The 19,457-nt window shown below is 33.8% G+C and carries 12 protein-coding genes and 4 tRNA genes; 10 read left to right on the top strand and 6 right to left on the bottom strand.

All coding sequences use genetic code 11. The features are described from left to right. Window positions 1-121 precede the first annotated feature (121 nt). A complete protein-coding gene (locus GB234_RS08110; protein WP_151894044.1) occupies window positions 122-4,021 on the top strand; it encodes a T9SS type A sorting domain-containing protein in 3,900 nt (1,299 codons plus the stop codon). 309 nt (window positions 4,022-4,330) lie between these two features. Here GB234_RS08110 and GB234_RS08105 read toward each other — a convergent pair. Continuing rightward, window positions 4,331-4,415 (bottom strand) — tRNA-Ser (locus GB234_RS08105). A gap of 176 nt (window positions 4,416-4,591) precedes the next feature. Next, window positions 4,592-5,479: a lysophospholipid acyltransferase family protein gene (locus GB234_RS08100; RefSeq protein WP_151894043.1), complete on the bottom strand. Its 888-nt coding sequence runs from the start codon at window positions 5,477-5,479 to the stop codon at window positions 4,592-4,594. A 446-nt stretch (window positions 5,480-5,925) separates the two neighbouring features. Here GB234_RS08100 and GB234_RS08095 point away from each other — a divergent pair, with 446 nt between their 5' ends. After that, a complete protein-coding gene (locus tag GB234_RS08095) occupies window positions 5,926-6,411 on the top strand; it encodes a ferritin-like domain-containing protein (RefSeq protein ID WP_151894042.1) in 486 nt (161 codons plus the stop codon). Between the two features lie 55 nt (window positions 6,412-6,466). Here GB234_RS08095 and GB234_RS08090 read toward each other — a convergent pair whose 3' ends face one another. Beyond that, the gene (locus GB234_RS08090) at window positions 6,467-7,849 is read right to left on the bottom strand and encodes an MBL fold metallo-hydrolase (RefSeq protein ID WP_151894041.1); all 1,383 of its coding nucleotides are present in this window, start codon (window positions 7,847-7,849) and stop codon (window positions 6,467-6,469) included. 150 nt (window positions 7,850-7,999) lie between these two features. Here GB234_RS08090 and GB234_RS08085 point away from each other — a divergent pair, with 150 nt between their 5' ends. Next, on the top strand, window positions 8,000-9,019 hold the full coding sequence (locus tag GB234_RS08085) for a M28 family metallopeptidase (protein WP_151894040.1): 1,020 nt from the start codon (window positions 8,000-8,002) through the stop codon (window positions 9,017-9,019). Window positions 9,020-9,503: 484 nt separating this feature from the next. On the opposite strand, the gene GB234_RS08080 is transcribed toward GB234_RS08085, so the two are convergent. From GB234_RS08080 to GB234_RS08070, 3 genes are all read right to left on the bottom strand, one after another. Beyond that, window positions 9,504-9,579: transfer RNA gene (locus GB234_RS08080), tRNA-His, on the bottom strand. Between the two features lie 87 nt (window positions 9,580-9,666). Continuing rightward, complete coding sequence (gene bshB1 / locus GB234_RS08075) at window positions 9,667-10,383, bottom strand: bacillithiol biosynthesis deacetylase BshB1 (protein WP_151894039.1); 717 nt, start codon at window positions 10,381-10,383, stop codon at window positions 9,667-9,669. 21 nt (window positions 10,384-10,404) lie between these two features. Then, a complete protein-coding gene (locus GB234_RS08070; RefSeq protein ID WP_151894038.1) occupies window positions 10,405-11,565 on the bottom strand; it encodes a trans-sulfuration enzyme family protein in 1,161 nt (386 codons plus the stop codon). Between the two features lie 63 nt (window positions 11,566-11,628). On the opposite strand from GB234_RS08070, the gene GB234_RS08065 reads away from it, so the two are divergent. From GB234_RS08065 to GB234_RS08035, 7 genes are all read left to right on the top strand, one after another. Next, entirely contained in the window at window positions 11,629-12,237 is a 609-nt protein-coding gene (locus GB234_RS08065) for a hypothetical protein (protein WP_151894037.1), read from the top strand. Beyond that, entirely contained in the window at window positions 12,237-13,472 is a 1,236-nt protein-coding gene (hutI, locus tag GB234_RS08060; protein WP_151894036.1) for an imidazolonepropionase, read from the top strand. The genes GB234_RS08065 and hutI overlap by 1 nt, the downstream gene beginning before the upstream one ends. Continuing rightward, window positions 13,472-14,467 (top strand): formimidoylglutamase, encoded by a 996-nt coding sequence (locus GB234_RS08055; protein WP_151894035.1) that lies wholly within the window; start codon window positions 13,472-13,474, stop codon window positions 14,465-14,467. Before hutI ends, GB234_RS08055 begins: the two co-directional genes overlap by 1 nt. Before the next feature lie 9 nt (window positions 14,468-14,476). Continuing rightward, entirely contained in the window at window positions 14,477-14,938 is a 462-nt protein-coding gene (locus GB234_RS08050) for a GNAT family N-acetyltransferase (protein WP_151894034.1), read from the top strand. A gap of 57 nt (window positions 14,939-14,995) precedes the next feature. Further along, window positions 14,996-15,069 (top strand) — tRNA-Pro (locus GB234_RS08045). 417 nt (window positions 15,070-15,486) lie between these two features. Continuing rightward, on the top strand, window positions 15,487-19,146 hold the full coding sequence (locus GB234_RS08040; RefSeq protein WP_151894033.1) for a bifunctional metallophosphoesterase/BamA family protein: 3,660 nt from the start codon (window positions 15,487-15,489) through the stop codon (window positions 19,144-19,146). Window positions 19,147-19,235: 89 nt separating this feature from the next. Beyond that, window positions 19,236-19,310, top strand: a tRNA-Pro gene (locus tag GB234_RS08035). Window positions 19,311-19,457 lie beyond the last annotated feature (147 nt).

Raw genomic sequence — 19,457 nt, 5'->3', positions numbered from 1 at the left:
AGGTATTATAGTTTTTTAAAATTCGTGAAAATTCCTTAAATTCAAAAATACTTACCTTTTATTAAAGACATTTGTGTGATAAGTTTACATTTCAAACGATTAATAAATTAAATATTCAAGAATGAAAACTTCATTACAAATTTTATTGTTCTCTCTCTTAATTTTTGGACAAATACTGCATGCACAATGTGATGTCTCAGAAAATTTTGACACTTATGTTAATAATGATATTCCTACTGGTTGGACTGTAATTAATACTACAGGGCAAACAAATAATATTTATGCAAAAGTGCAAACAAGTAATCAAGCTCCAAGCCCTTCAAAATATTTAAGAATGTATAATGGAAGTGCAATTAGTGGAGATTTAATTTTTGTAGCTCCGCAAGTTGCTGGAACCTCAGATGGAAATCATCGTGTAAAATTCTGGCTACAGGGTACATCTACATCACTACTTGATTTAGGAACAGTTGACACAAATGATAATACGGCTACTTTTGAATTAATCTCTTCTATTTTATTATCAAACGATTGGACTTATTATGAAGTTACTATACCTATAGGTACAAATCAATATCTTGCTTTTAGACATAATTTAGGAGACCCTTTTGATCAAATAAATTTTGATAGTATTTGTTTGCAGGAAATCCCAACATGCCTTGAGGTTTCAAATATTACTCTTTCAAATCCATCAACAACAACAATTGATTTAAGTTGGGATGAGAGTGCAACTGATGAAGACAGTTGGGAATATATTGTCCAAGAAATAGGTGGGATAGCCCCTACTCAAACAACAACTGGAACTGCTCACACTTCAACTAGTACGAATCCATTAGTGACAGTTTCAAGCCTTACTATGGATACTGAATACGAAGCATATGTAAGATCAAATTGTGGTGCAGGTGATTATGGTGAGTGGATTATAGCCGCAGATACACTTAGAACTGATTGTGGATTAATAACAGATAATTTTTGCGAAGATTGGGACGGAATTCCAGAAAACTCCGTTCCATTTTGTTGGTCTGTTTATGATGACCCTGCTACAAGCGGGTATGCTCATATTGATTATGAGTTTTCAGGATATAATAAAAACATGTTTGAGTTATTTTTTACCAGTACAACTGTAGTTGGAGATATTGTAGCTATATCACCAAACACATCATACGCAATGGATGGAAACCATCGTTTGAGCTTTACTTCAGGCGCATCTACTGATGCTATTGATGCACTAGAAGTAGGTACAATTAACACAGCTGGAGATTTTGTGTTAATTACAACAATTACTCCAACTTCAGATAGAGATAAACAATATTTTGTATCATTACCAAACAACGACCACGTTAAATTTGCATTTAGACACGGTGGGGTAATAAACAAATACGTTTGGATAAATACAGTCTGTGTTGAAGATATTCCATCATGTTTAGAAGTAACTGATGTTGCAGCTACAAATGTACAGTTTGATTCGGCAGATATCAGTTGGAATTCAAGTGACTCTACTGAAGACACTTGGGAATATATAGTGCAAGAATCGTCACTTCCAGCTCCAGCTCCAACTATAAATGGAACTGAAACTACAGCAATGACTGTCAATGTTACGTTAGATCAAAACACAGAATACATTGCTTATGTAAGAGCAAAATGCGATACAGCTGACTATGGTGCATGGATTTCTTCGGAAATTTTCACCACAACTTGCGATGGTGTTGTTGCAGAATACAGTAACAGTTTTGAAGGACTTAATGAAGACGGGCAGGAAATTAAACCATGTTGGTCAGTTTTTGATACAACCTCAGGAGATTTTAGAACATACGAGTCCCAAAATAATATAGTACCATCTGATGGTAATTTAATGTTACGTATGTTTTTTAGTTCTAGTTCTAACACTGAAGGTTTAATTTTAAGCACTCCCGAAACTACAGACATAAGTACAGATAAGCAAATTAGGCTAAAAATGAATAAAAGTGCTTCAACTACAGAAGGATTTAACATCATAGTTGGTACTATGTCAGATCCATTAGATCCAACAACATTTGTAGTCTTAGATGACACTACTCTTAACGAAACAAATATTATTGCTGAGACTTGGACAGAATTTACCGTCGACTTTACAAATTATAACACAAGTTTGAACCATAGTTATATTGCATTTAAGCCTCAACATTCTGGTAATGGAAGCAATTTTAAAAATGTGTATATGGACGAATATAAGTATGAATTCAAATCTGATTTAGGTTTTAATGATGAAGCTATAACGGCAGCAGTTTTAACAGCATCTGATGATTTTATGTGTAATAATGCTATAACTGGAGATTTTACTGGAGCAACACAATCTGCAGAATTCCCTTGTGCTAATCCTACCTATACTGACTATAATGATATTTGGTATCGTTTTACTCCAGAAACATCTGGAAGATATGCTTTTGGTCTAGATACTTTAAGTGGTGATGATATGAGTATGTATATTTTTGAAGGCTCATCAATAGATTTAAACGCATTATCTAGTGCTTGTTCTTCAAGATATACCGCATTAGAGTTAGAAGGAGGAATAACCTATTTTGTTGCTGTTGCTAGTCCAGAAGCTTTAGCCCAATTTTCATTGTGTGTTTATAAATATCCAGAAATACCTACTAATGATGAAATTACAAATGCTACAGTTTTATTAGAATCTGTAGACCGCGAATGTAATAATATAATGGAAGGTTATACTGGATCAGCAACGTTTTCAATAGATTCTGCTTGTTCTCCTGCAACTCAAGATGTTTGGTACTCATTTACACCTGCTGAAACTGGGGAGTACACTTTTAGAAGACGTTTTGTAAATGGTTCTGGAGTAACTGGAGTAAGCGTTTATTCTGGAACTCCAGGAAATTTAACGGCATTAACTACCTGTGCTTCTCAAAGAGTATTAGCAGACCTAGTTCAAGGTGAACAGTACTATGTAGCTGTTTCAACTACACAATTATCACAACCAGTATATTTCACGTTATGTGCCTATAAATCACCTCCAGCACCCGATAATGATGTTTGTGATGCTCCAGTAGAAATAATAGTTGGTGAAACTTTTGAAGAAAACGAAATTATTGCAACAAATATTTCTGCAACTGTAGATTTAAGTGTTACACCATTACCTATATGTGGTAAATTAGATTTTGAAATAAATAGTCGTGATGTATGGTTTGAGGTAGTAGTACCTAACTCAGGTAATTTTGTAATTGAAACACGTTTTCAAGATGATTCATTGTTAGCAGATACAGCAATGGAAACGTATACTGGAAATTGTGGAGTAGATTCACTTATACCATTTGAATATGAAATTTCGCCAGGAGTATTTACTCATTGTAGTGATCAATTTGTAATTGGGGGTAACCAATATGCGGGAATGAGATTTACAGATAAACAACCGGGACAAATAGTTCATGTTCGTGTATGGGGATGGGCAGCTCAGTTTGGAGATTTTAAAATAGCAGCATATGATGACTCTCCTACTTGTAATTATCCTACTAATATACAAGTAAACGATATTACCGAAACTACAGCATTAGTAACTTGGGATGCTCCATCTCCTGTGCCAGCTGGAGGATATCAATATATTGTACAATCACCAAGTGATATATATCCTGGTAGTGCTACAGGTATCCAAACCAATGATACGGAAGTAACATTAGAAAATTTAACTCCAAATACAGATTACGTAGTTTGGGTAAAGTCTAATTGTGGTGCTAATGGAAGTGCTTGGGAAGCATCTACTGCATTTACTACAGAAATGGAATTAGGTGTCAATGACTTTGGGAACGAAGGATTTACATATTTCCCTAATCCAGCTAAAGACATTCTTAATGTTTCATATACTACGACAATTAAAAATATAACAGTATATAGTCTAACTGGAAAAAAAGTAATTTTTAGTGTAATTAATGCTACTTCAGGTAAGATCAATTTATCTGGATTAGCTTCAGGTATGTATTTAATCAAAGCTGAAACTGATATTGAATTAGGAGTTTTCAAATTATTTGTAGAATAAAAATTTCCAAATTATAATTAAAAAAGCATCTCAGTTGAGGTGCTTTTTTTAATTATACTATTTTATATGCCTACAATTTTATTATCAACTCAAAATACAAAGCCCCGTCATCATTACGATAACGAGGCTTTTTGCGGAGAGTAAGGGATTAAATATCCCAAATGCTCCACACCTTACAATAAAGCACGATATCGCTTGGGCAATATCTGGGCTTTTTGCATTCCAATTCGTTTACAAAAGCGATGCTTTTGACACTTCTTAAAATACAAAAAGCCCGATTTTCAATAGAAAATCGAGCTTTGCTCTAAGCGGAGAGTAAGGGATTCGAACCCCTGGAGGTGTGACCCTCAACAGTTTTCAAGACTGCCGCATTCGACCACTCTGCCAACTCTCCAAAGTGCCTACTCAAGCATATGCCTGAATGCGGATGCAAATATACATTGCTTTTTTAAAGTATAAAATTATTTCTACAAAAAATAACCACCTATTTAAAACAATAGATTTTAAGCTCTCATTTTGTGTTATTTAAGTGCACTAAGAATTAAAAATTCCTCTAAAATCAAAATAATATTATGCCTCTAAGGGCTTTACAAATTTAAAGCGTTTATGAGTCCAAAAATAGTACTCTGGAGCAATATCTATTTGCTCTTCAAGGGCCTTAGCAAACATATCTGTAATTTCATAATCTTTAAAATCTCTTGGGTTTTCTGCTAATACTTTATAAGTAGCTTCATAATAACCCCTCTTTATTTTTTTTGTTCCAAGAAACAATAAAGGCAAATCATATTCTTTAGCAATATCTTCTACACCAGTAAAAAAGGGAGTTTTTACATTACAAAAGGGAGCATAATGCTTATTTCTATTATTTGAAGGTGATTGATCCATAATAAATGCAAACATTACCGCATCTTCATGTTTAACGCTCATTACCTCAGCAACTTTTGCTCTTGCCTCCTTATTTACTACTAACTCTGTTTTCCATTTCTCCCTAACATCACGTATCATTTTATCAAAATACTTATTCTTTATTCTCTTATAAACAGCATAGCCTTTATTATGATAATAAATATGCATTGAGATAGCCCATTCATAACTTGCATAATGCCCAAAACAAAGAATCATGTCTTTATTGTTATTTAGATAATGACCTGCAACTTCCATATTAGTAAACTTATATCTTGCTAAAAGTTCTTTTTCAGTTATACTAATTGACTTAACCATCTCTAAAAAAATATCACAAAAATGATGGTAGAATTTCTTCTCAATAATTTTTAATTTTTCATCCGAAAAATGTGGGTATGCAATTTTCAAATTTTTCCTAACGACATCCTTTCGATATCCTAAAACATTATATATCAAAATATAAACAACATCCGAAATAAAATACAAAATTCTAAAAGGCAGTTTGGAAATTAACCAAATCAATGGATATACTAAAATAAAAACAAGTAATTGCATAATGGATGATTGACAAAGGCGCCAAATATAATCAACTCCTATTAAATATTTAAGAAAAAACACCCCGCTCGACCACAATGAAAAAAAGTTGAGCAGGGTGCACCAAAATAATGTCTATAAATTGAGACAAAAAATGAATCAATAAGTTTAATGGCTTCGGAAATTTTAAACTAAATAAACAGTAGTCATTACGATATAATTTGAGACAAAAAATATTTCATAAAATATATTTCAGAAGTCATAATAATAAAACAAAAACAGTTACTAAATATTGTAACCGATACACAAATTATTTAGAAATAAAATAAAATTGTTTTAAACCTTTTTTAACAGCAATTGTTAAACACTTGTCAATTGGGATTTTGTTAGTACACTTAAGCAAATAGATAAATTAAATTTACCTAAGTATTAACCGCTAGTTTTAAATTAGCACAAAACAAAAAACCATGAAAACGACTTTAGAAGAAGCAAAAGAAAACAATCACGATAAATTAGTATCTAACTTACAAGGATTGTTAGAAAAAAATTATGACGCAGAGAAAGGTTTTAAAAATGCTATGGAGAATGCAGATGACACACGTTTAAAATCATATTTAAAACAACAAGCAGCACAACGCGCACGTTTTGCAACAGAGCTTGATTCACAAATTCATGCACTTAACGAAACACCTAAACAAAGTGGTAGTATTACCGGTACTTTACACAGAACTTGGATGGATGTTAAAAATACTTTTACTGGTGAAAATGCAGAAGCTGTATTAGAAGAATGTATTAGAGGAGAAAAAGCGAGCGTTAACGCATATGAACAAACACTAAAAGAAAATAATTTTACTCCTGAAGTTGCGCAAATGCTAACTAGGCAGGCAAGCGAAATTAATGAAACATTATCTTCTGTAAAAAAACTAGAAGATATTGCAGATAATTGGAGCTAATCCATTTGTTTGTAAATGCAAACCCCGTAATTTTAAAATTACGGGGTTTGTTATTTTATGTTAGTTTAATTTCGGTTTCTTTAATTGCTTTAAATCCTCCCGCTACATCAATAACATTATGAATTCCACGAGCCTTTAATATTGAAGCCGCAATTACTGAGCGATATCCTCCAGCACAGTGTACGTAAAAAGGTTCATCTTTTGGAAAATCGTTTAAATGGTCATTCAAAAACTCTAATGACGCATGTTTTGCCTGTGGAATGTGTGAGTTTTCAAACTCGCCATCTTTGCGAACATCAAACACGGGGGCTCCATTGTCAATTTGTTCTTTTAAAGTTTGTGCAGAAACACTTTTCATACTTGCCACTTCTCTCCCACTCGACTTCCAGGCTTGCATTCCACCATCAAGATAGCCTAATGTATTATCAAAACCTACTCTAGATAAACGTGTGATAGTTTCTTCTTCTCTACCTTCTGGCGCTATTAATATAATAGCTTGTTTTGTATCTGCTACAAGTGTACCTACCCATGGAGCAAACCCACCATCAATACCTATAAAAATAGAATTAGGCACATGCGCAGCCATAAAATCTTTTTGAGAGCGAACATCTAACATTAACGCACCGCTATTTGTTGCTAAATTTTCAAACGCTTCCGGATTTAATTTTTTAGTTCCTCTGTCTATTATATTGTCTAGAGCATCATAGCCTTCTTTATTCATTTTTACATTTAACGGAAAATATATAGGTGGTGGTAGTAAGCCTTCGGTAACTTCTTTTACAAATTCGGCTTTAGTCATATCCTTTCGAAGGGCATAGTTCATGCTTTTTTGATTTCCGAGGGTATCTACAGTTTCTTTCATCATATGTTTTCCACATGCTGAGCCAGCACCGTGCGCTGGATATACAATTACATCATCCGCTAATGGCATAATTTTATCTCGTAAACTGTCAAAGAGAATCCCGGCTAAATCATCCTGTGTCATATCCTCCCCTTTTTGGGCTAAATCTGGTCTTCCCACATCACCTAAGAACAACGTATCACCACTAAAAATGCAATAATCCTTTCCGTTTGCATCTTTTAATAAATATGTTGTACTCTCCATAGTATGCCCAGGAGTGTGCAACGCAATAATCGTTATAGCACCTAGCTTAAATTCTTGTCCATCTGTAGCAATTGTGGCTTTAAAACTAGGATTTGCGTTAGGTCCATAGACAATAGGCGCGCCAGTTTGTTCAGCAAGTGTAACATGACCGCTTACAAAGTCTGCATGAAAATGTGTTTCAAAAATATATTTTATTTCACCTCCATCACGTTTTGCACGTTCTAAGTAAGGAGTAGTTTCTCTTAAAGGATCAATGATAGCAATTTCACCTTCACTTTCAATGTAATATGCACCCTGTGATAGGCATCCTGTATAAATTTGTTCAATTATCATAATAATATTATAAGTCACAAAGATAGTGATTGCTCAAGATTTGTATTTAACTTTTTATTTCTGAAATATTAAAAATTTCATAACGTTTTTATTCCATTAGCATAACATTAGAAAAATCAATATTTTGCAGCCAAATTAAAGCAACCATAAATGAAATATATAGCCTTATCGCTCATAGCCAGTTTAGTATTTTCATGTAATGCTAACAAAACAACAACTTCAAAAGAAGATGACTCATTAAAGTATGCAAACTCAATAACAGCACAAGACTTAAAAACACACCTTTACATCTACGCAGGTGATGAGATGGAAGGCAGAATGACTGGGGCAAAGGGTCAAAAAATGGCGGTTAATTATTTACGCGATTTTTACAAAAAACAAGGTATTGCAGCACCTGCAGGTTATGAGGACTATTTTCAACACATACCAGCAGATTATTTTAAAGGAAGACAGCATGAAGCAGCTGGAGATAGTGAAAATGTAGTGGCTTTTATAAAAGGGTCAGAATTTCCAGATGAAATCATTGTACTATCTGCACATTTAGATCATGTAGGTATGGACGATGAAGGCAACGTATTTAATGGTGCAGATGATGATGGTAGTGGTACTGTTGCAATGCTAGAAATGGCTGAGGCTTTTCAAAAAGCAGTAAAAGAAGGAAATGGACCTAAACGTTCTATTCTTTTCTTGCATGTAACTGGAGAAGAAATTGGATTATTTGGCTCTCGTTATTATACCGAGAACCCTATTTTTCCATTAGCAAATACCGTTTGTGACTTAAATACAGATATGATAGGTCGCATAGATCCAGATAAAGCAGACACTCCAAACTACATTTACTTAATAGGAAGTGATAAATTGAGTAACGAACTACACAACGTCTCTGAAGAGGTTGCTAAAAAATATAGTGATTTAGAATTAGATTATACTTACAACGACGAGAATGACCCTAACCGTTTTTACTATCGTAGTGATCATTATAACTTTGCTAAAAACAATGTACCAATAATCTTTTATTTTAATGGTGTACATGCAGATTATCATAAAATATCTGACACACCAGACAAAATTGAATACGATTTAATGACAAAAAGAACAAAACTCATTTTTCATACTGCTTGGGAAGTTGCCAACAGAGATGTTCGAATTACTGCCGATAAGATACAATAGTCAGAAATTATAAAATTTAAAGCCTGTTTGATTCAAAAGAATCAAACAGGCTTTTTTTATTACCTATGGTAGATAAAAAAAATTAAACTCAACAATTACACTGTGAAAACATCTCATAGAATTTTTAGATAACATATTACAGTTTAAATATTTAATGACTAAATATTAAAAAAGTTAAGGGTTTAGTAATTGACCTACAACAAGTTAAAGAAATGAGCAAAGAGATCCCTTTAAAGGTTCTTGTCAACGAAATATTACTAAGTATTTCTTCTGAAATAAAATAGGATTAAGAATCCATTAGTTTTAATGAAACAAAACGTATTGATTTTAAAATTTCAGCAAAAAAATAAACAATGATTGATTGCGTATATCTTTAAATATTAATAACATACTTACACTGCTAAGCTCAGCATAAACTTCTCAGGTTCCATTCATTAATACTATAAACAAAAAAAGTCCTCCAATTAAGGAAGACTTTAATTATGGGTGGAAGACCGGGTTCGAACCGGCGACCTCTGGTACCACAAACCAGCGCTCTAACCAACTGAGCTACAACCACCATTTTTGCAATAAATCCCTAGTGGGTTTCAAAGCGGATGCAAAGATATATTATTTCATTATGTAAAGCAATAGTTATTTTCAAAAAATTAAATTAAATCTAAAATTGAATCCACAGCAACATAACGCTCAACTGTAAAACCCTCTGCTGCCTCAGTACCAATAAGCCTTCCTAAATTTCTATTTCTATATTCCATACTATCTGTAGCATTTTTTGATGAGATAGGCGTTAATGGTTCTTTACTTTCCGCATCAAAAAACTGACTCTTATACGCATAAATAGCTTCGAGTTTTTTATCCATAAAACCGCTTACATCCACTACAAAATCTGGCGTGCTATCTTTCCATTGTATATAATGATACACTTGTTTAGGGCGCCACTCGTGTTGATGGTTGCCTTCGTGTATAGTTTCAATACGCCTAAGTCCACTGAGAAAACAGGCATCGCTCGCTAACTTACTCCCTTTAGGGTGGTCAATATGACGATCATCCACAGCATTGCACAGTACCACATCTGGTTTATATTTTCTAATAATCTTAATAACCTCTAATTGTGTTGCAGCATTATTTACAAAAAAACCATCGGCAAAGGCTAGATTGTGACGCATGGAAACTCCTAAAATTTCGGCAGCATTTTTTGATTCTATATCTCTAATTTCTGCACTGCCTCGAGTTCCTAATTCTCCACGTGTTAAATCTAGAATACCTACTCTCTTTCCTTTAGCGATTTCCTTTGCAAGTGTTCCCCCACAACTCATTTCTACATCGTCTGGGTGCGCGCCTATTGCTAATATATCTAATTTCATATTTCTTTATTCTCAATTTATTTATGCTGTAACAGCAACAATCATTAACGCCTGCTCAAAATCTGCTATCAAGTCGGCTTTTTCTTCAATACCTACAGAAAACCTTAATAATCCATCTGCAATCCCTTGATTTGCGCGTTCTTCGGGTGTCAATAATGCATGTGAGGTATGCGTGGGTGATAAAATTGTTGACTCTACTCCCGCAAGACTCATTGATTGTTTTATTAATTTCAATGATTTCATAAATTGGTTTGGATCAATCCCTTCAGCTAATTCAAAGGATAACATTCCTGAAAACCCTTTCATTTGTTTTTTGGCTAATTTATAATCTGGGTGCGATTTTAAACCTGGGTAATACACTTTTGCAATGTGTTCATTTTTATCAAGCCATTTTGCCATTCGCTTTGCATTTCGGCTTTGCTGTTTTACGCGTAATGCCATTGTTTTTAAACTACGCTCTAGCAACCACACTGTATAATCACTTAAGCTTCCACCAAGGTTTTTTGAAATATTCCAAATCTTATCCATATGCTCCGTCGATGCTGCAACAGCACCTGCACAAATATCACTGTGCCCACCCATATACTTTGTTGCACTATGAATCATAATATCAATGCCAAAATCGGCTGGAGTTTGATTAATGGGAGACGCAAATGTATTATCAATCATTGAGACTAGATTGTGTTCCTTGGCAAGTCCAGCAATCATCTCTAAATCTGTTACTTTCATTAAAGGGTTACTAGGTGTTTCTACATAAATCACTTTAGTGTTTTCTTTTATTTCACTTCGGAAATCATCTTCGCTAAAACCCTTTGCAAAGCTATATTCAATACCAAATTTTCCAAACTCTTCAACAATAAAATTATACGTTCCTCCATATAAAGTTTGAGGCAAAACCACATGGTCTCCTTTGTGCAAAAAAGCGAGCATACAGTGGCTTACGGCAGCCATTCCACTACCAAAAATCATTCCCGCTTCACTTTTTTCTAAGGCAGCAATTTTTTTTCCTAAGGCTTCTTGATTGGGCGTATTGAAGTATCTAGGATACCGTTTAACATCCACCCCATCATATTGATACGAACTTGACATATATAATGGTGAAATTGCGCCTTGAAATTGCTTATCCTCCACTTCGCCAACATGGGCACAAATAGTATTTATCCCTAAACTTTTAGTCTTCATAATTGCTCAAATTTTTAAAGGACTAAGGTATTAATTCATTTTAAGGTTTGCTATATTTAGCCTATGAAAAAAATAGTCTTCATACTTTTCTATTTATTAATTTCGGTGACCGTTTTTTCTCAAACTGAAATTTCTGAAGAAAATCTTTCTATCGAAATTAAAAAAGCTAGAAAAATTGGGCTACTTTCTGTTCAATGGCAAGGCAACCACGGCAATATACTTCCTGGAAAAGGTCAAAAAAGAGTGCAATTACGTTTTAGAGTTAAAAGTATTGATGAGGAAGACACCCCATTTGATCCCAACAAATTATATTTTGTAAATGATGAATATGAAGCTCGTTTTGCAATTTCAGAAATCAGCTTCGCAAATGTACTACGAACTAGAATATTTACCAGACTCGTTGACAAAGACTCAGAAAAAAAGGCATATGCTTCCAGTTATGACCCCAGCGTTCCCAATACGTTTTTAGATTACCCCTATAAAAAATATCAAGATGTGATGTTGTCTTTAAATTTTGGCACAAAACGCAAACCCAACATTCACACTCTCTATTTTAAACCCAAAAATATAAAAGATCATCCGCTAGACATCTATTTTGTACTTCCTGATGAAATTAAAGAAGGTCGTATTTACTACGGCGATACATTTATTAAAGACATAAATTTTAGATAATGCACTTACTACTCACCAACATAAAAGAACTCTTACAAGTTAGAAAAGACCCTATTAATAAAGTTAGCGGCGCGGATATGAAAGTGCTTCCTACTATTAAAAATGCGTGGCTTTTAATTAAAAATGATGTGATTAAAGACTTCGGAAACATGACAGAGATGCCAACTTTTGATGGCTTTAAACATATTGATTGCAAAGGAAAAATAGTACTCCCTTCTTGGTGCGATAGTCATACCCACATTGTCTATGCTGGAAATAGAGAACAAGAATTTGTGGATCGCATTAATGGACTTTCTTATCAAGAAATTGCAGAAAAAGGTGGAGGAATTGTCAATAGCGCAAAAAAATTACAAGAAACAAACGAAGAAGATTTATATACCCAATCTGAAAAACGATTGCTAGAAGTGATTAGCCAAGGTACAGGTGCCATCGAAATTAAAAGTGGTTACGGCCTCACTACCGAAGCTGAAATAAAAATGCTTAAAGTCGCTAAAAAACTTGGTAAAAAACACAACATTGCTGTTAAGACCACATTTTTAGGAGCGCATGCCATTCCACCAGAATTTAAAAATGACAAAGACGGATATCTTGATGTTGTATGTAATGAAATGTTGCCTAAAATTTCAGAAGAAAATCTAGCCGATTATATTGATATATTTTGTGAAACAGGTTATTTTTCTGTCGCTGATACCAATAGGGTTTTAGAAGCTGGAAAAAAACACGGGTTACAACCTAAAATACACGTCAACCAGTTTAATATAATAGGTGGCGTGCAAGCTGGAGTAAATCACAATGCTTTAAGTGTTGACCATTTAGAGGTGTTGAATGATAATGATATATTAGCATTAAAAGGTAGCAGTACAATGCCCGTAGCGCTTCCATCCTGCTCTTATTTTTTAAGTATTCCATACACTCCTGGAAGAAAAATTATTGATGCTGGATTGCCGCTAGCACTTGCTACAGATTACAATCCCGGCTCCACACCAAGCGGAAATATGAATTTTGTAGTTGCAACAGCGTGTATAAAAATGCGACTCACACCAGAAGAAGCGATTAATGCAGCTACTATAAATGGTGCATATGCAATGGGATTAAGCGATACACACGGTAGTATTACCATTGGCAAAAAAGCAAACCTCATTATTACAAAAAAAATACCAAGTTATGGTTATCTACCTTACGCTTTTGGCAGCAATTGTATTGAAGAAGTTATTTTAAATGGAAAACTAATGTAATGAAACACTTAAAAAAAATAACACGCGAAGAGTTAGCAAGTTACACATCAAAAAGAGCAATGGAGCTTAAATATGGCGAAGCCGTTGCAATAATGGAAGGTGACAAAAATTTAAAAACATACCCACAACGCTATGTGCTCGTTGGCATCCCTGAAGATATTGGAGTTCGCGCAAATCACGGAAGAGCGGGTACATCAAACGCATGGGAGTCTTGCTTAAAAGTACTTTGCAATATGCAACAAAATGAAAGAACATATGCGCATGAGCTGCTTATTTTAGGGAGTGTTGACTGCAATCTTGAAATGGAAGCAGCGGCTACAATTATGGACATTGTCAAACTCGGCGAGCTTGTTAACAGTATTGACGTTAAGGTTGCGAGGGTTATTGAAACAATCGTTTCCGCAGGGAAAATTCCTATTCTAATTGGAGGTGGTCATAATAATAGCTTCGGAAATATTAAGGGGGTATCAAAAGTACTAGGCAAAGCCATTAATTGTTTAAACCTAGATACACACAGTGATTTTAGACCTTTAGAACATCGACATAGTGGTAATGGGTTTAGTTACGCAAAAGCGAACGGATTTTTAAAAAATTATTTTGTTTTTGGATTGCACAGTAATTACACTTCTCAACAAATGTTTGAACGTATGGAACAGGAAAATGTAAACTTTGCTTTATTTGAAGATATGTTTGTAAACGGAAAGAACTCCTTTAGTAAAGCAAAACACGAAGCAGAACAAATAATCTGTGATGAGCCTTTTGGCTTAGAAATAGACCTAGATGCCATTGCAATGATGGGCAGTAGTGCAATGAGTCCTGTGGGGTTTACAATTAATCAAATACGTAATTTTACATATAATTTTTCAAAAAATGAAAATTGTAAATACATACATTTGTGCGAAGGTGCTCCCACTTTTGACTTACATCCCAACCAAGTTGGAAAAGTTTTAGCATACTTAATTATTGATGTGATAACTACTACAGACAATGTATAAAAAAAACTTATGAAGATAGTTCCTTTCAATTCTAAATATAGCACTACATTTTATGATCTTAACATTGAGTGGCTGGAAACTTATTTTTATGTCGAACCTTATGACAGAGAAGTATTAAGCAATCCAGAAAAACACATTATAGAACCTGGAGGCCACATTTTTTTTGCTATTGATAATGAAACTGAAGAAATATTAGGTACCGTAGCATTATTAAAAAGAGGTAATGATATTTTTGAACTCACAAAAATGGCAGTACAACCAGCAGCTCGAGGAAAAAAAGTAGGACATCAACTAATGCAACATTGCTTAGATTTTGCACGCCACAACAATTTTAAAGGATTATATTTTTACTCAAATACTATTTTAGAAAATGCAATACACATTTATAGAAAATTTGGATTTTTAGAAGTTTCAATACCAGACAATAACCCCTACGAGCGTAGCAACATAAAGATGGAGTTTCCGGTTTGATTTTTTAATTATTACTAGGCATTTTATTTCTATATTTTTTTAGTATCATTACAAAAACGGGATGTGGCGCAGTCCGGTAGCGTACTTGGCTGGGGGTCAAGTGGTCGCAGGTTCAAATCCTGTCATCCCGACTTAACTAAAATGATTTAGCAAAGCTGAATCATTTTTTTATTTCTGATCACGTTAAAAAAATGTTTTATACTTCCATTGAGGTGGAATTATAAAATTGAAATCTTTCATCATTACATCTTTTAAAAATGAGCAGATTATAATCTCGAAAGTTTTAAGTAAACATTACAATATTATATTTAGTAGGTAGAAAATTTGTAAAAACTTGCTCTTTAGATTAATTGACAAGTTTTAAAATTAAAATATCACTTCCGAAAGTTATTGAAAACAAACCCGACTATTGAATTTAATGTTAAATTTCGTTAAAGCTACTATACTCTTAAGCAATCTTTATTAAAGTATTGCTAAAGCCACTTATTGTTAAAATTGCTGTGATTACTTTTAACATCTTTAAAATTTCAGCAATAAAATAAACACTTATGCCAAAAAATAACATCAGAAAAATTTTTATTAAATTTTCAGCAGTGATGAGTTTACTATTCATAACTTCTTGCATTAGTTATAAACCTCAAACAGCAAAAGATACTTCCACCGTTAATATTTCGGCACAAGATGCAATTCACACCTTTTTTATTGCTGGAGGGATAGGAAATGGTGACGTTGTAGAAAATTCAGAAATAAATACATTGCTTTCGTCATATTTAAGCAAAGCAGATAAAAATAGCACTTTATTATATGCTGGTGATTATATAACTAGTGATGATGAAAATAAAAAAATAAATGTAGATAGGCTTGCTGCCGCCCTAGATGCTGCAAAAGATTTTAAAGGAAAAACACGTTTTATTCCTGGAGATAATGAATGGGCTAGTTTTGATTCAAAACAAATTGAATGGGTTGAAAATTACATAAAAGATCGGGATATTAAACGTACCAAAGTTGAGCCTAATAATGTATGTCCTTTAGAGTTTAAAGAAGTAGGTGATGATCTTGCTGTGCTTTATGTTGACTCGCAATGGTATATCTCAAATTGGGATCGTGTTGAAGATATTAATAGAAAGTGTGAAGCAATAGCAACTAGACGTGTTTTTATTGCAGAACTTGAAGGGTACATCAAAGATGCCCGTGGAAAAAATCTTGTAATCGTAATGCATCACCCTATTTTTACAAATGGAATGTACGGTTTAAGCTATATGGGCGGAGTCTCTCCTAAAAAAATATTTTTTGACCGTTATAATGATTTAAGAGTTAACGTAAGTGCACTTACACAAGACCTCAATCGCGTAACAATAGTTTCGGGTCATGAAAAAAGTTTACAATATTTAAAAGGTGGTGATATCCATCAAATTATTAGTGGCTCAATGGGTGTCGCTGCTCCTACTAAAAGAACAAAAGATAATATTATTGCTACTGGTGGCGAATTAGAGTATGAAGGAAAATACACTCATGGTGCTCAAGGTTTTGCAATGCTGAAATATTACAAAGATGGAAGCTCTCAAGTTTCATTTATAACTAAAGATGGAGAAAAAACATTAGCGTTAACAAATGCGTTCCCTCCTGCTACTACTGTATTTCCTGCGCTTTCAAATGCAACTGGCACAAAAAAAGTACCTGTTGTCACCGATGAACAAAAATTAAATAAAACTGGTTTTTACAATTTTATTTGGGGAAAAAGATACCGTGAGTACTTTGGTATTCCCGTTACTGCAGAGGTTGCAGATTTAAGTAAGGTATATAAAGGATTAAAAATAACTAAAGCTGGAGGAGGACATCAAAGTTATTCTGCTAGATTAGCAGATGAGGATGGAAGAGAATACGCAATGCGTGGATTAGAAAAAAATGCATTAAAGTTTTTAAAATTTAAAGTACCAGGAATTTCTTACGCAAAGGAAGACTATGAAGGCACTTTTGCTGAGACTGCCGTTTATGATTTTTTTACTACAACACACCCATACATGCAATTAGTAATTAACCCGTTAGCAGAAGCGGTTAACCTAAATCATGGGAACACTTCTTTATATTATTTACCAAAACAACCAGGCTTTGAAATTTTAGGTGACGCATATGGAGACCAACTTTATTTTATTGAAGAAAGACCTAATGATGAGCAAAAAGACTATCCTGGCTATAACCGAATGAATCCAGGTGGTGGAGAAATAAAAGAATTTGAAAGTACTAAAGATGTTTTTGAAAAAATAAAGGAAGATGAAAAATATGCTATAGATCAAAAAGCATTTATTCGCGCGCGTATTTTTGATATGCTTATAGGTGACTGGGATCGTCATGAAGACCAATGGAGATGGGGACAATATGAGATTAATGAAGATGATATTAGGTTTTTACCTGTTCCTCGTGACCGCGATGGAGCCTTTGCAAAATTTGACGGAGTAGCAATTCCTGCAATCCAATTATTTTTACCTGACACTCGTTTTTGGCAATCATACGATCAAGAAATTCCAAATGTAAAATGGTTTAACGGAGAAGGAAACAATCTTGACCGCTCTATTCTTAATAAGTTTAGCACAGCAGAGTGGATTGCACAAGCTAAATACATTCAAGATAACATGAGTGATGAAGCTATTGAAAAAGCTTTTGAAAAATTACCTAAAGAGGTGCAAGATGAAGCATCTGAAAATATAAAGAAGAATTTAAAAGGAAGACTTGCTAATCTTGATAAAATTGCTGAACGCTACGGTACATATTTAAATAAAACAGTAGCTATACATGGTACTAATAAGGATGATAAAATAAAAATAACTCGCCTAGATAATGGAATGACTAAAGTTGTTTTAGAAAGAAAATTAAAAGGAGAGAATGAAGTGTTTTTTGATAGAACTTTTGACGCTAAAGAGACTAAAGAGATTTGGATTTATGGTTTAGACGATGATGATGAATTTGAGGTTGAAGGTAATGGCGACAATAAGATTATGGTAAGGTTGATAGGTGGTTATGGTAAGGACAACTTCAATATTAAGAATAGAGCAAAAGTAAAAGTCTATGATTGGAAACATGAAGAGACTAAATTTGAAGACAAAACTCCATCACATCAATTTACAAACAAGTATGAGACTAATACATTCCACTGGCGATATTTTAAAGAAAACAATAATATTTTATTGCCAAGTTTAGGCTTTAAAACAGACGACGGGCTTTTTCTTGGTTTAAAAGACACTTACACTAATTACGGGTTTAATGGAAATCCTTTTAGATACCAACATTCATTAACTGCTAATTACTACTTTGATTATCAAGCCATAGAGCTAATGTACGGAGGTGAATTTGCTAATATAGTTCCAAACTGGAATTTAGTTTTGGGAGGTTACTTTACAAATGATAGTTTTGCTAATAATTTCTTTGGCTACGGAAATGAAACCGTTTATGATGGTAATGCTGACGATGAAGATAGAGAGTTTAATAGAGCGAGAATGCAGCAAATTAAAGCAAACGTGGGAGTAGCTCATAAGTTTTTTAGTTTTAATGGATTATTTGAATCATTTAGAGTTGATGAAGATCCTACCCGCTTTTTTACTCCTCAAAATGTAAATAATCAGGTTTTTGAAACTCAAAATTATATAGGAGCAGAAGCTAAGTTTGAATATAAAAATCAAAATGCAGCAGATTTCCCTACAAAAGCACGCTTACTAGGAGTAACAATAGGGGCTAAATCTAATCTTGATGAAACAGATAATGCTTTTGCATATGCTAGCGCAAAAATAGGTTGGCAAGAAAAATTAATTCCTTCTGGAGACTTAGTACTTGCTACAAATGCAGAGTTTAAACATAACTTTGGTGATTTTGGAGATGATTACTTTTTCTACCATGCACCTTCATTGGGTGGAGATAATGGCTTAAGAGGATTTAGAAATGAACGCTTTGCAGGAAATACTTATTTCTACCAGAGTACAGATTTAAAAGCCCGCCTATTAAGAGTAGTTACTGCTGCTGCCCCAATAACTTTTGGAGCTTATGGAGGTTTTGATTACGGTAGAGTTTGGGCAGAGGGTGAAAACTCAGATGTTTGGCATAATAGCTATGGAGGTGGTATATGGTTGAGCACGCTCAATTCATTAGCATTAAATGCTGGTTATTTTGCATCAGAAGAAGACGCAATTATTCAAGTAGGATTTGGGTTTGCTTTTTAAATTAAAATAAATTTGATTAAGGTTGTAGAATCCTTTTAAATAGTTATTTTTGCACTTCGATTTTTAAGACATGTTTTAAAAATTGAATTCGGGGTGTAGCGTAGCCCGGTTATCGCGCCACGTTTGGGACGTGGAGGCCGCAGGTTCGAATCCTGCCACCCCGACTAAAAACCATCTGAGAAATCAGATGGTTTTTTGGTTTTATATATTTGTGCATTTATTTAAGATAGCTACTATTTTTATGAGTATCAATTAATAATAAAAAAAAGTTAAGATATCTTATTGAGAAAATTAAAAAGAATACTAATAAC

Source organism: Patiriisocius marinistellae, from assembly GCF_009014635.1.
GTDB classification, from domain to species: Bacteria; Bacteroidota; Bacteroidia; order Flavobacteriales; family Flavobacteriaceae; genus Patiriisocius; species Patiriisocius marinistellae.
Note: the sequence above shows the minus strand (reverse complement) of the source record. Positions and strands in the feature narration are given on the sequence as shown.

Coding starts and splice junctions, on each gene's coding strand:
- GB234_RS08110 (WP_151894044.1), top strand. CDS start 122: ATGAAAACTTCATTACAAATTTTATTGTTCTCTCTCTTAATTTTTGGA.
- hutI (WP_151894036.1), top strand. CDS start 12,237: ATGCACTTACTACTCACCAACATAAAAGAACTCTTACAAGTTAGAAAA.
- GB234_RS08090 (WP_151894041.1), bottom strand. CDS start 7,849: ATGATAATTGAACAAATTTATACAGGATGCCTATCACAGGGTGCATAT.
- GB234_RS08055 (WP_151894035.1), top strand. CDS start 13,472: ATGAAACACTTAAAAAAAATAACACGCGAAGAGTTAGCAAGTTACACA.
- GB234_RS08040 (WP_151894033.1), top strand. CDS start 15,487: ATGCCAAAAAATAACATCAGAAAAATTTTTATTAAATTTTCAGCAGTG.
- GB234_RS08050 (WP_151894034.1), top strand. CDS start 14,477: ATGAAGATAGTTCCTTTCAATTCTAAATATAGCACTACATTTTATGAT.
- GB234_RS08085 (WP_151894040.1), top strand. CDS start 8,000: ATGAAATATATAGCCTTATCGCTCATAGCCAGTTTAGTATTTTCATGT.
- GB234_RS08100 (WP_151894043.1), bottom strand. CDS start 5,479: ATGCAATTACTTGTTTTTATTTTAGTATATCCATTGATTTGGTTAATT.
- GB234_RS08070 (WP_151894038.1), bottom strand. CDS start 11,565: ATGAAGACTAAAAGTTTAGGGATAAATACTATTTGTGCCCATGTTGGC.
- GB234_RS08095 (WP_151894042.1), top strand. CDS start 5,926: ATGAAAACGACTTTAGAAGAAGCAAAAGAAAACAATCACGATAAATTA.
- bshB1 (WP_151894039.1), bottom strand. CDS start 10,383: ATGAAATTAGATATATTAGCAATAGGCGCGCACCCAGACGATGTAGAA.
- GB234_RS08065 (WP_151894037.1), top strand. CDS start 11,629: ATGAAAAAAATAGTCTTCATACTTTTCTATTTATTAATTTCGGTGACC.